This window comes from Herminiimonas glaciei (assembly GCF_042664955.1).
Lineage (GTDB): Bacteria > Pseudomonadota > Gammaproteobacteria > Burkholderiales > Burkholderiaceae_D > Oxalicibacterium > Oxalicibacterium glaciei.
This window is the reverse complement of the sequence record NZ_JBHTBU010000001.1, coordinates 762697-778420: the sequence shown is the minus strand read 5'-3', so window position 1 is coordinate 778420 and position 15724 is coordinate 762697. Positions and strand designations below refer to the sequence as shown.

8 protein-coding genes are annotated in these 15724 nt (G+C 50.3%); 4 read left to right on the top strand and 4 right to left on the bottom strand.

Going from position 1 to position 15724, the window contains the following annotated elements; genetic code table 11:
* Window positions 1-3: 3 nt before the first annotated feature.
* The 4 genes from dapE (at window position 4) to ACFQPC_RS03395 (ending at window position 5149) form a co-directional block, all read left to right on the top strand.
* The gene (gene dapE, locus ACFQPC_RS03410) at window positions 4-1131 is read left to right on the top strand and encodes a succinyl-diaminopimelate desuccinylase (RefSeq protein WP_382270202.1); all 1128 of its coding nucleotides are present in this window, start codon (window positions 4-6) and stop codon (window positions 1129-1131) included.
* Between the two features lie 85 nt (window positions 1132-1216).
* The gene (gene prmB / locus ACFQPC_RS03405) at window positions 1217-2107 is read left to right on the top strand and encodes a 50S ribosomal protein L3 N(5)-glutamine methyltransferase (protein ID WP_382270201.1); all 891 of its coding nucleotides are present in this window, start codon (window positions 1217-1219) and stop codon (window positions 2105-2107) included.
* A gap of 227 nt (window positions 2108-2334) precedes the next feature.
* Window positions 2335-4302: an ATP-binding cassette domain-containing protein gene (locus ACFQPC_RS03400; RefSeq protein WP_382271863.1), complete on the top strand. Its 1968-nt coding sequence runs from the start codon at window positions 2335-2337 to the stop codon at window positions 4300-4302.
* A 10-nt stretch (window positions 4303-4312) separates the two neighbouring features.
* Entirely contained in the window at window positions 4313-5149 is an 837-nt protein-coding gene (locus ACFQPC_RS03395; protein WP_382270200.1) for a Rossmann-like and DUF2520 domain-containing protein, read from the top strand.
* A gap of 16 nt (window positions 5150-5165) precedes the next feature.
* Here ACFQPC_RS03395 and ACFQPC_RS03390 read toward each other — a convergent pair whose 3' ends face one another.
* From ACFQPC_RS03390 to ACFQPC_RS03375, 4 genes are all read right to left on the bottom strand, one after another.
* Entirely contained in the window at window positions 5166-5822 is a 657-nt protein-coding gene (locus tag ACFQPC_RS03390; RefSeq protein WP_382270199.1) for a DUF1345 domain-containing protein, read from the bottom strand.
* Window positions 5823-5889: 67 nt separating this feature from the next.
* Entirely contained in the window at window positions 5890-6690 is an 801-nt protein-coding gene (locus tag ACFQPC_RS03385; protein WP_382270198.1) for a hypothetical protein, read from the bottom strand.
* A complete protein-coding gene (locus ACFQPC_RS03380) occupies window positions 6687-13724 on the bottom strand; it encodes a hemagglutinin repeat-containing protein (RefSeq protein ID WP_382270197.1) in 7038 nt (2345 codons plus the stop codon). Before ACFQPC_RS03380 ends, ACFQPC_RS03385 begins: the two co-directional genes overlap by 4 nt.
* Before the next feature lie 62 nt (window positions 13725-13786).
* On the bottom strand, window positions 13787-15520 hold the full coding sequence (locus ACFQPC_RS03375; RefSeq protein ID WP_382270196.1) for a ShlB/FhaC/HecB family hemolysin secretion/activation protein: 1734 nt from the start codon (window positions 15518-15520) through the stop codon (window positions 13787-13789).
* Window positions 15521-15724 lie beyond the last annotated feature (204 nt).

Sequence of the window (15724 nt, the reverse complement as noted above, 5' to 3'; positions counted from 1 at the left end):
TTTATGAGCAAAACGCTCGCACTGACCGAAGAACTGATCGCACTCTCCTCCGTTACACCGGAAGACAAAGGCTGCCAATCGCGCCTGATCGAATTGCTGGAACCGCTGGGCTTCGTTTGCGAAACCATAGAGTCCGATGGCGTGACCAATCTGTGGGCACGCAAGGGTACTGCGCAGCCACTGCTGGTATTTGCCGGTCATACCGACGTCGTGCCTACCGGCCCGCTCGAACAATGGACCTCGCCGCCTTTCGTCCCTACGCAACGCGAAGGCAAGCTGTACGGCCGCGGCGCAGCGGATATGAAAACCTCGATCGCCGCAATGGTCGTCGCCGCCGAAGAATTCGTGCAGGCACACCCTGCGCACAAAGGCTCGATCGGCTTCCTCATCACCAGCGATGAAGAAGGCCCTGCGACCGATGGCACCGTGATCGTATGTAATGCCTTGAAGGCACGCGGCGAGCAACTCGACTACTGTGTGGTGGGCGAACCGACTTCATCCGATGTATTGGGCGACACCATCAAAAACGGCCGCCGCGGCAGCATGTCCGGCAAACTCACCGTCAAGGGTATACAAGGCCATATCGCTTACCCGCAATTGGCGCGCAATCCTATCCACCAATGCGCACCTGCATTGGCGGAACTGGTCGCTGAAAAGTGGGATGACGGCAATGAATACTATCTGCCGACTTCATGGCAGGTTTCAAACATCCACGGTGGTGCCGGCGCATCGAACGTCATTCCGGGTAATGTCGTCATCGATTTCAACTTCCGCTTCTGCACCGCCAGCACGGTAGACGGTTTGCAAAAACGCGTGCATGCCATTCTCGACAAGCATGGCCTCGAATATGATTTGAAATGGTCTATCAGCGGCCATCCCTTCCTCACGCCGAAAGGCACACTGAGCGATGCGATGAGCGATGCGATCAAGTCCGAAACCGGCGTGACGACAGAATTGTCGACCACCGGCGGCACCTCGGATGGTCGTTTCATTGCGCAGATCTGCCCGCAAGTCGTCGAATTCGGACCACCGAATGGCAGCATCCACAAAATCGATGAGCACATCGAAGTCCGCTTCATCGATCCGCTGAAAAACATCTATCGCCGCACGATGGAAAACCTGTTGCTCTAAATTTACATCCGGCTGATCGCCGGACACCCGCCTGATTGCGGCATCTCGCATCAGGCATCATCCTTTCACTTTGCTGCACAGAACCATGCCTATCAAGCCTAACGAACTCTCTACCATTCGCGACCTGCTGCGTTACGCAGTGACCCGTTTCAACACCGCGAAGCTCTTCTTCGGCCATGGCAGCACCAATGCACTGGATGAAGCGGCTTACCTGATCCTGCATACGCTCAAGTTGCCGCTGGATAAACTCGATCCTTTCTTCGATGCGCGTTTGCTGCAGGAAGAAGTCGATGCGGTCTTGCGCGTCATCGAACAGCGTGCCGACGAACGTCTGCCTGCCGCCTACATCACCAATGAGGGCTGGCTCGGTGGCTATCGTTTCTATGTCGACGAACGCGTCATCGTGCCGCGTTCCTTCATCGCCGAACTGATCCCTGAACAATTCTCGCCATGGGTCAGCAATCCGGACAAAGTGAACAACATCCTCGAACTGTGCACCGGTTCCGGCTGCCTGCCTATCATGCTGGCCGATGCCTTCCCGAATGCACATGTGGACGCGGTCGATATCTCGACCGATGCGCTGGATGTAGCGAAGCGTAACGTCGAAGAATATGAATTGGCCCATCGCATCAATCTGATCGAATCAGACTTGTACGCGAATGTGCCGGAATACAAATTCGACCTCATCATCACCAACCCGCCGTACGTCAACTCCGGCTCCATGGACAAGCTGCCACCGGAATATTTGCGTGAACCGCAAATCGCCCTGGCGGGTGGTACCGACGGCATGGACTTGGTGCGCAAGATCGTTGCCGGTGCCGGTCAACGCCTGACACCAAATGGCTTGCTGATGGTCGAAATCGGTAATGAACGTGAATTCGCGGAAGCGGCTTTCCCTGACCTGAACCTGACCTGGCTCACTACCAGCGCCGGCGACGATATGGTGTTCCTGATCACCGCAGATCAATTGCAATAAAGTCGTATTCGTCGGCATCGCATGATGCCGACGCAGTAACCCGGCAGGCCGGCAGCCTGCCCCGCCGCTTGCGTGTATTCCTGTGAATGCCGCGAGCCGCGATTTCGCCTGGCAACAATGCTAGGCATTTTTAATCATTCTTTAAAGAAGCAAAGCCGCTGGCGTATAGATATACATGGCGCCGTCGGCTTACAAACCACATGATTCGTTTTCAGCAAGTTTCCCTCATGCGCGGCATCAAGCCGCTTCTCGACAACGTCGATGTCACGCTCAACCCGGGCGACAAAATCGGCCTGATCGGAGCCAACGGTGCGGGTAAATCCAGCCTGTTCGGCTTGCTGCGCGGTGAACTGCACGCCGATCTTGGCACCATCGACTTCCCATCCAAATGGCGCGTCGCGTATGTAGCGCAGGAAACCCCGCCATTGGAACGCTCGGCCATCGATTACGCAATTGACGGCGACGTCACCTTGCGTCGCCTGGAAGAAGAACTCGCCTTCCTCGAAAGCGAACCCGACACGCTGGACAACGGTGTGCTGATCGGTGAGTTATACAGTGCGCTGGCCGACGCCGACGCCTACACCGTACGTTCACGCGCCGAACAATTGCTGCTGGGCCTGGGCTTCACGATGGCACAAATGGATCAACCAGTCGCCAGCTTCTCCGGTGGCTGGCGTATGCGCCTGAACCTGGCGCAAGCCCTGATGTGTCCATCCGACCTCTTGCTGCTCGATGAACCGACCAACCATTTGGACCTGGACGCCATCATCTGGCTGGAAGACTGGCTCAAGCGTTACGCCGGTACCCTGATCGTCATCTCGCATGATAGAGACTTCCTCGATGGTGTCGTCAACGTCATCGTACATATCGATGAGCGCAAGCTCAAGCGCTACTCCGGCAACTACTCGGATTTCGAGCGTCAACGCGCAGCACAAATGATCCTCGCCCAAAGCGCGATGGAAAAGCAGGCACGCCAACGCGCGCATCTGGAATCCTTCATTAACCGCTTCAAGGCACAAGCCAGCAAGGCCCGCCAGGCACAAAGCCGGATCAAGGCCCTGTCGAAGATGGAAGAGCTCGCGCCATTGCGCGCAGCGGCAGAATTCTCGTTTGAATTCCGCGAACCGGCGAATGCACCAAATCCATTGCTGGTGATGGAAGACGTCGATGCCGGTTACCGCATCGAGGATGAAAAAGACTATTCGATCACGGAAAAGAAAATCGTTTCCGGCATCAATTTTTCACTGCAAATCGGCCAGCGCATAGGCTTGCTCGGTGTCAACGGTGCTGGTAAATCCACGCTGATCAAAACCATCGCCGGCGAACTGCAACCACTGAACGGTTCATCGCAATTCGGTAAAGGCCTGGCTATCGGTTACTTCGCACAACACCAGGTTGAAATGCTGCGCCATGAAGAATCACCGCTGTGGCATCTGGCGCATATTGCACCAACGGTACGTGAACAAGAGTTGCGCAACTTCCTCGGCAGCTTCAACTTCAACGGCGCGATGGTTACCAGCAAGATTGCACCATTCTCCGGAGGTGAAAAAGCCCGCCTGGCATTGGCGCTCATCGTCTGGCAACGCCCTAACCTCTTGCTGCTCGATGAACCAACCAACCATCTGGACCTGGAAACCCGCGAAGCGCTGACCATGGCGCTGGCGCAGTTCGAAGGCACGCTGGTAGTGGTATCCCATGATCGGCACTTGCTGCGTGCGACCACCGATCAATTCATCATCGTTGCCGATGGCAAACTGCAACCTTTTGATGGTGACCTCGACGACTACAAGGATTGGCTCTTCAAAACCAAGCTGGATGCAAAAAATGCAGCAGCCAACGCTAGCCTGCCGGCAGTCAAGGAAAAATCAGCCAGCCCGGTTGCCCCTGCTGTTGCAGTCAGCGCAGTAGACAAGCGTGAGCAAAAGAAACAAGAGGCGGAAGAACGCCAAAAACTGGCAGCACGCAAAAAGCCGATAGAACAGAAAATCAAAAAGCTGGAAGAACAAATTGCCAAGCGCAATGCGCAAAAAGCCAGCGTAGATGAAAAACTGGCCGATCCGCTCATCTACGATGCTGCGAACAAAAAAGAACTGAAACAACTGCTGGCCGACCAAACCTTCTACACCAAGGAAGTGGCACAACTGGAAGCGGAATGGCTGGAACAGCAAGAAGCGCTGGAACAAGTCAACAGTTAGGTGTTAACCCATGAGCGAACCGCAAACACTCTCGATTATCGGGTGCGGCAAAGTCGGCCAGACGCTGGCACGCTTGTGGGTGCAACATCAGGCAATCCAACTACGAGACATACTCAACACCTCGATAGAAAGCGGCACGCGTGCTGTTGCTTTCATCGGGGCCGGCCGCGTCGCAAGCGACTACACCGACCTGCAAGCCGCACACATCTTCCTCATTGCCGCACCGGATGACCAGATTGCTGCTTGCTGTAGCGCCCTGGCAAACAGCGGACGCCTATCCGCAGACAGCATCGTTTTCCACTGCAGTGGTGCGCTGCCTTCTAGCATCCTGATGGACGCCAGTAAGCATGGTGCGGCAGTCGCCAGCATCCACCCCATCCGCAGCTTCGCAGTCCCTGAAAAGGTAATGGCAGACTTTGCCGGCACCTATTGCGGAGTCGAAGGCGATCAGGCGGCACTCGCTGTACTCCAGCCATTATTCAAGGCCATAGGTGCACAAACGGTACCCATCCGGGGCGAAGACAAGGTGCTGTACCACGCTGCCGCCGTGTTCGCGTCCAACTACCTAGTGACCTTAATGGATACCGCTGTACAAGCCTATGGCAAAGCAGGCATACCGCCGGAGATCGCCTTGAAGATGATGGCCTCGCTGGTGCGGGAAACTTCGGAGAATGTATTGCAGATAGGTCCGGAGCATGCCTTGACCGGCCCGATTGCACGTGGCGATGTTGCGACCGTCATCAAGCAATACCGTGCGGTCTATGACTGGGATAAACGCTACGGCAAACTCTATAAGCAGATGGGCAAGCTGACTGCGCAACTGGCACTGCGGCGGACAAGGAAGTAAAGCTAATCGGTGTCATTCAGTTACCGATCAGACCGGCAGCGATATTGATCGACAAACCGATGATCGCGGCATTGAAAAAGAAACTCAACACCGACTGCACCAATACCGCCTTGCGCATCCCGGAAGACATCACCGTCACGTCAGAAGTCTGTGCCGCGACGGCTATTGTAAAAGAGAAATACAGGAAGTCCCAATAATCAGGATTGAGCTCAGCATCAGGGAACCGTAAAGCCCTGCTTTTTGCCTCCGACTGGTAATACAGCCGCGCGTAATGCAGCGTATAAATACCGCCCAACAGCAACCACGACCCCAATACTGTAATCCCGGTGAACACGTAGTGGAAAAGCTGATCCGTGCCAGACAAACCTTTGGCCGAAGTCAACTCAAGGATAATCGCCAGCAAACTTAAAGGTGCCGCGATAGACAAAATCGCCAGCATCGTACCCGCACCAGCATCCTCACGTTCGGCAATCGCCTTCACGCGGGCATGACTGGACGTAGCCATCCGCCATCCCATATGCAAAAGATTCGCCCATACCGCGACATTCCAGCCGGCCAAAGCACGTGTTACGAGATTCCATGAATCAGGCGTGATCAGGCTGACGACAACGGTGATCAAGATTATCGACGTCAGGCGGAGGTGAGAGCGAGTAAATTGGGATTGATGGGACATACTTAGAAAGGAATACTGTTAGCCCGTACTCAAAATGCACTATCAAGGCACTTCCATATAGAAACTGTCATTGTCGTTTTACGGGGCGAGGAGGAAAATTGAAATTTGGAGTCCTATATACATGACCTTCAGGATTATCCTCTTTGAAAAAAATATTATCGTCTAGATGTTGCTTCACAAGCTGGCGAACCCCATCGACATCTTCATATCTTTCATATACATCAAAGAGTGTAGGAGTAAGTTGTATATATACGATATTAGGAGCAAGCTGTTCGACTTTAAACGCAGGTGCAGATAGTAACTTTTCTAAACCAAACAGCTCTACATAAGGCTTTCCATAAATTTGGCTCCATAGGACATCTGGCAAAAATTTTTGAATCACATGTGAAGTCACGTGTAGTTCCGAGCCAAAAGGAGATGACAAATTCTTGATTGCCGTTCTACGATAATCATCGACTAGCACGTCAAAATAGCCAAAATGCACATCAAATTTCAATGCAGATATCTTGCAAAATTCGATTACCTTTGATTCCAATTCGGGGGATAAATCCATATAAATACTAGATTGTGCATGTCGAGTAAAATTCACGAGCCAAGCAATTTTAGAAAAACTCCCCCAAGCTTTATTTCCTTTCTTTTTTTTCCAGTCAAAATCAAAATGAATCGGATCCCAAGTTGCTAAAGTTGTTTGCACGCCTTCCAAAGAAAATGGACGTCGCATAGGCTCAACAATGTCCCAAACATCAGGAGTCACCTCAGGTAATTCTTTAACCAAGTTTTCTACCAATGCTAGAAATGTTTCTAGTGAAGAGTATTGCCCACCATACATCAATCGACAGGCAGTATTTTTAATTTTTTTCAAACTCAAAAAAGACCTCCATAAGGGGAAATTGTCTTCAATAATGGATCATAAACTTTAACAGTCCCGCCTGATTTTGCGATCAAATCCTTCAAAGGCTGAGATATTTTAGTGCCTGGATTAACAATTAATTCAATAGCACTAAATATAATCTCTCCACCATCTTTTCCTACACCTCCATTTGTGATTAGCTCCGCGTACGCACGGAACTGGCTACTATTGCTTAGGTAAGCAACATTTTTAATTTCTAATATTTTATTACCTTCTAAAACTGAATCTGGAATAACTGTAACCATTTTCCCGGGCATATAAGCAGTAAATGCCTGAGTATTTTTTTCCTTACTTATAACTTCCAATACCGCTTTCTCAAAACTCGCACCCTTCGCTTGATTTTCTGCTATGAGTTGCGCTCTCCTAAGACCGTCTGTACTGGATAATGCCCGAACTAATTCGGCCCCTTTTACAGCACTCTTACCCAATCCTGCCGCAGGCAAAACTCCGAGGGCAGCGAAGAAGTAATTCGCCTCTTCACCGGAAACAGTTTTCCCATTCAACAACTCATATGCTGAAGTTCCCATTCCCGGCAGGGTTAAAAGTCCCGCAACAGCCTCGCCAAACATAACTTTATGTTGCGGACTGAGATTTCCTATATTTTCTGCAAGGGGAAGCTTGTCACTAAAATTGTAAATGGTAATCAGTGCATCAATTTTTGCGGCTGAAGCATTGAGAACACTTTGTGCTGCAAGGAAATCAGACTTGTTTATCTTTCCGTCTATAAAAGCATCTTCTAATTTTTTTATATCCGGGCCAACTATCTTGGCAATCTGCGAACGATTACGATATATCGCATTATTTTCCGTCTCAATTCTGACTGCATTACTTACCGCAACAGGATCGATGTCTGATGCAACAGCGACTGCAGTGATCAATGTAGACAATAAGTTTGAACGTGCAATCTTTTGATCTTGAGTAGCATTACTTACTTCATCTAATAAACTATTGATCAGACTACCTAATCCTGCGCCCATTGCCGCACCACTGCAACTTTGCGATTGCATTGCTGCTCCTGCACAGGCCGACAATGCATGCAATGCACTCCTTACGTTTTCATCCCCAATAGCATCGGCAAATTCCTTGATCTGTTGAGCTCCCAAGGACTGCAGATAATTTGTGGCCGCTGCCTGAAGCATTTGTACGGAAGAACCTGTAATATTTCCAGCCGATGCAGCAACTAACGCGGTTGCGATATTTCTATATGTCCCACCTACACTCCAGCGATCAGCCTCAGCACTTTGCGCCTTAAGAATTTCGATTTCTTTCGAATCGTTAGAAGCAAGGATTTTTCCTGCAATTTCCTTCTTGGCGGCCTCCGCCTCCAAAGCACGGTTAGTTAAGAAGGTGCCGGCCTCTTTAGAAAATGCACCAACAATTTCAAACCCTGCGCGAATCTCACTTTCATTAAAAATCGGCTTTAAGGCATTGCTGCCATCCTTATCGGTAGACACGTTGCTATTGATACTCGCAATAGTCGAAACAACATCCTTACCGGTTAGATTTTTTTGTTTTTCCTCATCTGTAATGATGACCGTTCCTGCACTAATCCCAGACTGGGTAACACTTGAAGAACTACCGCTTGCGGACATGGCAATAGGTGCTGTAGCTGAAAGTCCGCCATTTGTGCTGGATAATGTACTTCCAGGAGTTTGTAAAGCGCCTGTAATCGCACTACCTTTTTGATCCGTTCCAACACCTTTCCCACCCGCGCTATATCCGACTCCAAGTCCGACGCTACTTCCTTTATAGTCAGCCTTATTTTGAATATCGCTGCTGGTTAAACTACCAGTTATCAAGCTATTTTTATTCGCTTCTATTGCCTTATCAGTACTGGCAATAATGGCGCCTTTCAAATCTGTATTTCCGCTTACTACGATTTGAAAGCCGTTATCCCCTGCTTTGATTCCACTTTGTTCAGAAACACTTGCGTAATTGCTGTTAATACTGCTCTTGCTGAAACTCAGACTACCCCCGCCACCAGCACCAATAGTGATACTGCCAGCAATGTCTTTCTGCTTACTGTCGTATTTACTCGTATCTTGCAGACTTTCAATATTCAAATCCCCGCCTACATTTGCTACCACCTGCTTACCGCTAGCAATCGCGCCAATTAAATTAGTATCACCGCCTGAAACAAGAGCAAGTTGATTACCCGCACCAACATGGCTGTTAGTCCAATCAACATCAGTGCCGTCAGCATTTCCTCGACCAGAACTTGCCGACGCAGTCACTCCAAAACCACTAGTTCCAAAACTAATACCAAGGCTCCCGCTACTACTTTTATTGGTACTATGCTGCTCGTCGGTGTTTTTAGCTGCGACTATATTGATCTGATCTTCCGCCGCGATAAGAACATTGTCACGCGCGCTAACGTTCGACCCATGAATCGTTACATCAGAGTTTTTACCATCTCCGCTCGCAACGATAGTAACGTTCCCACCAGCAGTTACGTTCGATCCCGCGACTTGCGTACTTGTCTGTGTAGTCTTACTTTGGCTACTTGAAGCACCGATACTGATACTAATGTTTACCCCACCGACTTGATCTGCTGCATTGGCATCGCGACTAGATGGATTTCCCTTAGCATCAGTAGTAGGAATTTGATTTTCCTTGCCATTTATTGTCGTTCCTTGACCACGCTGTATGGCATCGTAAGTATTGCTTACTGATAATGCAGTCGTCGCTCCGGCAAGCGCCTGCATACGACCATCCTGCGTCCGACTCGCAGCATCAGTCATTTGTTGCACAGTCTGAATAGCGCTGATGATTGGACTGCTGACGGCAAGCGTAAGCCCACTTTGTTTGTAGCGCTGCTCAGTGATATTCGTAGCAGTGTTTATAGCGGCAACAATATCGACTTTTTTTGCAGCGATACTGATATCCCCCGTTGGAGCCAACACATCACTACCAACCTGACTATAAGTTTGCCCTGCTACTAATTTAACGTCACCACCCACACTGCCCACGGTGCTGGCTGAAGCAGTTGTGGACTGCCTGTCTTTATCTATATTCAGTTGTTGCTTGCCCAGCGTGATGCTCAAACCACCGCCGCTAAACAAGCCACTCTTTTTCGATTCATAGAAACTGCTGGACTGACTCGTATTAGTCGCGGCCTCAATGTTGAGATCCTTCCCGGCAACGATAGTCGTGTCTTTATCGCCGATCACTGTAGAACCGCGAATTAGGGTATCGCCACCAGAAGAAAGCGTGACGTTTTTGCCGCCGAAGTTGCTGCCAATAGCTGTGTCGCTCAGGCTTTGCTCACGACTTTCGGTACTGGATGAGGAAAGGAAGCCTTTGCTCTTCGCATAGCGTGCATCGTCACTTTGACTGGTGGCGCGGCCTTCAGCGATCTGGATATCACCTGCAGCCTTAATGCTCAAATCTTCCTTTGCATTAACCGAGGCAGCAGTTGCACTGAAATTATTACCGGCTGTCACGGAAATTTTTCCACCTGCAGCAATCTGGCTACCAACGTCTTCAGTACCTGATGCACGCATGTAGTTACGGTCGTTTGCAGTAAGATCACTTTTAAAACTTGTTTCTACCGTGTCGAGCTTGACGTCGTGGCCGGCAGTGACCTGAATATCGCCTTTACTGGAAAGCACCCCAGCTAATACGCTGAAGTCGTTTCCTGCACTGGCAACCAAAATACCTTTATCTCCGGTTACATACAAACCCGCGACACGATCTATCTGCGTCAGGCTGCTGCTGGAACGCCCTGCAGAAGAGGTAGCGCTACTGGTAGTACTTTCTACAACAAGATCCCGCCCTGCGCTTGCAGTCAGGCTATCTTCCGCGACTATACGTCCACCGAGATTAATCAGATCTTGCTGCGCAGCGACACTAACCGTCTTACCTGCAATCTCGCCAAGGTTTTGCACGTTATCTGCGTTGATCTGCATGACATTACGCCCGGCGATGGTGCCGGAATTTTTAAGATCACCAGTGAGCTGGATGTTGACGTTTTGCCCGGCCAGCAAGGAGCCACCAGTGGACAGGTCACCCGGCCTTGGCATGACGTAGACTTGCGGTACCAGCGCAGTAGTGATCGTGCCGTCTGGCAGCAACACTTCTTGTGCTACCAGCCAAACGATATCGCTGGTGAGCTTAGCCATTTGTTCCGGGCTCAGGCTCACGCCTGGTACCAATTCCCATTGCTTCGCATAAGCCGCGCCTGCCTGCATCAGGGCCTGATATTGGGCTTCGTCACTGGCATAACCATCAAGAAATCTGCGCCCTGTCAGCTCGGCAATTTGCTCGCGTATGAGCATCTGTTCATAGAAGCCGTCGCCCAGGCGCTTTTGTATAGTGTTTGGATCTGTCGCCAATACTTGCAACATGTAGTCACTGGAGAGCCATTGCTGCTGGTTGTTGAATCGTGGATCGCCCTTGTAGATGTGGCTATCATTTGGATCCGGATTGAGAGTCACCAGGCTACTGGTGGGTGGCGTACGGGGGCCGGCGACTTGTGTACCGGTTCCGGACGCGCTTACATTGCCTTTGGCAACTGACGTATCGAGTTTGGTTGTGACACTCTCACTTACAAATACTTCACTTCCGGTGCCGAACAAGCCTTCGTGTATTCGATATTTTTTGTAATTGACGGTATCACCCCGGAACGTGCCGTAGTTGGTGACGACACGCTGCCCCATAGTTTCTTTATTAGTCAACGTGCTGCCGGAGATATCCAGATCGCGACCGGCCAGTATCTGGCTATTGTCATTTAGGATCGCGCCGCCGGACAGTTTCATCCCGCTGGCTGAAACTATACGACCCGGGGTGCCTGGATTATCCACAACGGTCTGCACCGTTTGAATGTTCGTTACCCAGATATGGTAATAGTCCCTGTACGACCGGGAGATCAGGTTCTGGTTATAACTCTGAAGATAGCTTCTCAATGTGCTCTGGTCGCCGACCGCAACACCAAAAAGTGCCCAGACGGGACTATCAGTTGGATAGTGATACGGAACCTGCACATTGACATAGCCGTTCTCAGAATCCAAAACCATTTCATATGTATTTAACTGATAAGGAACGCGTGAATAACCAGCCTCGAATGGATAAGCACTGCTAGGCGCCACATATTCGTAACGTGGAAGAGTCGGATCACCATCATCGTAGCGATCAGACGCACACTTGAAGCAGCGACCCAGGGCACTTTCCAGATACCTTACCCCGCCTAAACGAACGTAATGAACGTAAGTGGATTCATTGAAGGTGTCGGTTCGCGTACTAAAATCCGGATTGAGGTTATTGAGCTGCCGTGCGGAAATCGCCATGCCACCCATCGACTCAATCGTAGCAGCCTTATTGGTAACCTCATCAGCCGTACCGGTAGCATGCGCTTGTGCATCAAGGTTGCGGCCGATGTTCATCGCGGTTGCCGCAGTACCTGCACTGAACAACAATGCACCGTCCCGGTTATTTAAAGTGCCCACGCCCAGATCCAGACGCTCACGTGCTGCAATCACCGCATCGGAGCGTAAACTGTCTATGGTCTCCGTATCATTATTGAGAATCTCAGCCGCAATACTGAGTTGATCACCATAGATGCGGCCCGTACCAATATTGTTGAGCGTAGAGACCTGTAGCAAGGTCGTGTTGCCATCAATCAAACCACGATTGGTGAGCACATCCGATACGAGCATTTTGTTTGTCGTTGCCGCAATCTCGCCACTAGCTTCGTTATCTAGTTTATTTGCGTTTAAACTAACGACGTCACCCGCACCCAGCTTGCCGGCGTTACTCAACGTATGTGCGGTAACGGTCAAGTTGTGACCGGCATCTATCCGCGCATCGATGGTATTGACTATATCCGCAGCGCTCACGATGTCGGCTTGCTCTTGTGCACTGATGACTGCATTGGCACCGCGGTTACTGATGTTACCGGTCGTTTCAATACTTAGCTTGCCCCCGGTACCATTCAACGATGCCGCCTGGATTGCTCCTTCATTCGTCAAAAAGCCATTCGACAAGAGAACCAGATTGCCGCCATTGGCATTGATCGCACCCTGGTTACGCACGCCCATACCGCTTTCGCTACCAACCAGGTAAATATGGCCGGCATACATACCACCCAGTGCTGCCACGTCGAGGCTGAATTGCGGAGTCGTTCCAGTAGCAGCAATCGGCGTAACTCCTTGCGTGACATTCCCGGTTGCACTATTAGTGCTGACCTCATTTGCTCCGGTCACTACTTTTAATTTATTCGCCCATATACCGGCATTAACCTGAACTGATCTTGCGAGGATATCGGTATAAGTCGCGCCACGTGTATCCAGACCGAGGCCATCAACACTGATCACACCTTGTGAAATCCTGTAACTATCGAGTGAACCGTTATTGACTTGATTCACTACCGCAGTACCAGTCGTCAGCGTGACACGATCTGCATTGATGAAACCACCACCATTAACCTGGATGCCGGAGGGATTGGCGATAATAACTTCCGCCTTTTGTCCGGCAACTTCTACATAACCGCGTAGTTGGCTAGGATTACTGGAGTTCACCTCATTCAGGATCACCCGCGCGGCACCACCTGATAACCACGGATTACCTTGTACCCATCCACCGGTTTGCGTTTGTACATTGCCTCTACTATTGTTGAGGATGGCACCATTGCTTTGCACATCAAACTGACTATAGGTATTACGCGAGACACCGGCAGCCGAAGGTGTCTGGATATTAACTTGCGGCAAGCCATTGGCAGTTTGCACAATGGTCGGACGTTGGTTGCTGGGAGCATTCTGATCGGCCACGATCTGCGCATAGGAAACGGGCATGATGAATGTCATGACACCTGCAACCAGTTTGGCAGCGAAGGAGATAGATTTCAGCTGCAAGCAAATCTGTTCTATCACCGGTTTAATCACACCATGCATCGATGACGCGGTATCTCCTTTGCCTTGTGCGGATACATTTTCTGCGACTGCCATCATGATGCCGCGAGCTTTGTTGAAGACGATACGATATAGATGCTTGTTCATGTCTGCCTCTTGCCTGATTTAGTCAATATGAAAACGTTGTAGATACGAATCACAAAATCCTGCTAAATACTCCAGTTCAGATTAAAGCCCGCAGTCGTATTCGCAGTCCTGAATCCATCCGGTTTTTTGATTGGTTGACCGATGAAAATGTCGTACGAGCCGCCCAGCAAATTTCCGCGCAGGCCCAAAGCGGTACCGGCGAGGCGAGTGCCAATCAGGTAGCGACTGGACTGACCACCCACTTCACCGTAATCAAGTCCCAGGTATAGCTCCTGTCCGCTCGCACCCAGGACCAGGCCTATGTCATTGCGCAAGGTCCAGCCGCGATCAGCGGAAAGCATCATGTTTCCGTCAAAACCTCGTACCGAGTAACGACCGCCAATTGCAAAACGGTCTTGCGGGACCAGGGGCGTGTCATTCCATTGCGCACGTAATGCACCCAGATAACGGAGATTCTGTTTTGCCAGCTGAAATGGAACAGATAGAGAGACGTCGGCATTCCAGACTTTGGGACGTGAAGCACCTTCACCGAACAAATCTTCCGGTGCGCTTAGCGCCTGAAAGGCACCTGTGCCATGACGATAGGCAAGATTGACATCGAGCGTATTCGGCCCCATGAATTCACGATGTGCAACACTTAATTCCCAGCCGGCGGTACGCCTGCGCTGGGTTTCTATTTCAGTGTCTTCAATGAAGTTACTTGATTCTTTGAGATAGCCGCGGAAACCCACGGTCGTTTTACGTTGTGCGTCCCGGTAAACCACACGCGATAGCTTGAGGTCATTACTTGAACTGTTACCCGAATAAACATAGCTCTGGTTCAGGCCGGCGATAGTCTGGAAGTACCTGTTGCGCGTGGCGGTCGTGCTCAGCAACCAGTATCCATACGGCACCGAATAATGCACAACGCCACCACGTGTTCCCCTTGCGCCACTTTCACCACCACCCAGATCATGGTTAATACTGATATAAAACAGGTCATTCAGCGCCCACCAGTTGTCGTATGAAAGCGTCACACCACCTTGATATTTACCAGTTGATTTGGATCCTGAATCATCAAGCGAAACGGCGATACGAAAAGGAATACCCTGCTGATAAGAAATGACTAAATCACTTTGGCCCGGCTGCGCCCCCTCTCCTTCCGCAGCTTCTATTTTGATATCAGCAGAAGTGGTCGGAACACGTTTGAAGTTTTCCAAACCTTGTTCAATGTCACGCAAATTCAAAATATCACCGGCGCGAATCGGAATTGCATTCCATTTGGTGCCGCGCGGATCAGAGTCCTGCGCAAATCGTATTTTTCGGACCCGCCCCGGAATAACGGTAAGTGTCAAATTACCGGCATTCAGGTCTTGCGGTGAAACCAGCACGCGTGTCGTTACGTAACCCTTATCAACAATCACGTTCTGTATGCGACTCACTACCAGGTTGATACCATTTACGCCAAGACAGCGGCCTATCGGGGAATCTTCATCATCAATTACTCTTTGCAAGCCGAATTGAAAACGATCAGCAGCGTCGCCAACAAGGGAAACATGGTTGATACGAAAACATGGCGACTCATCGTCCGGCAAAAGAGTCACGGCTTGCGCAGCAGGCACCTGCAAACGGACATCCGGCGTCTGCTCTTGTTGCAAACGTAATTGCCGTTCGCGCTCTTGCTGCCTGAGCAGCTCGTCAGCGGCAAGACTTTGCGCGGATACCGGTGAGAGACAGAAGAGCCCGCCGATCAACAAATAAATTGAAGAGAAAAGCGATTTGCGGAAGAGAGAATTTACAGCGGCTTGCTTGTGCATTGCGATTACGACCTCGAACCCATTCAAAATATTGCCCAAAAGAAATACAAGACGATATAGAGAATGTAGCCCAGGCGCTTCCCATGTTTATGGGGAATTTTGTTAAATAATGACAAATATAAAAAGACTGCTCTTATCGACAAATAGCTAATTTTAAAAACAATTAAGAGAATTTATTGGATTGGGTGATTTGCAAACAGCGCA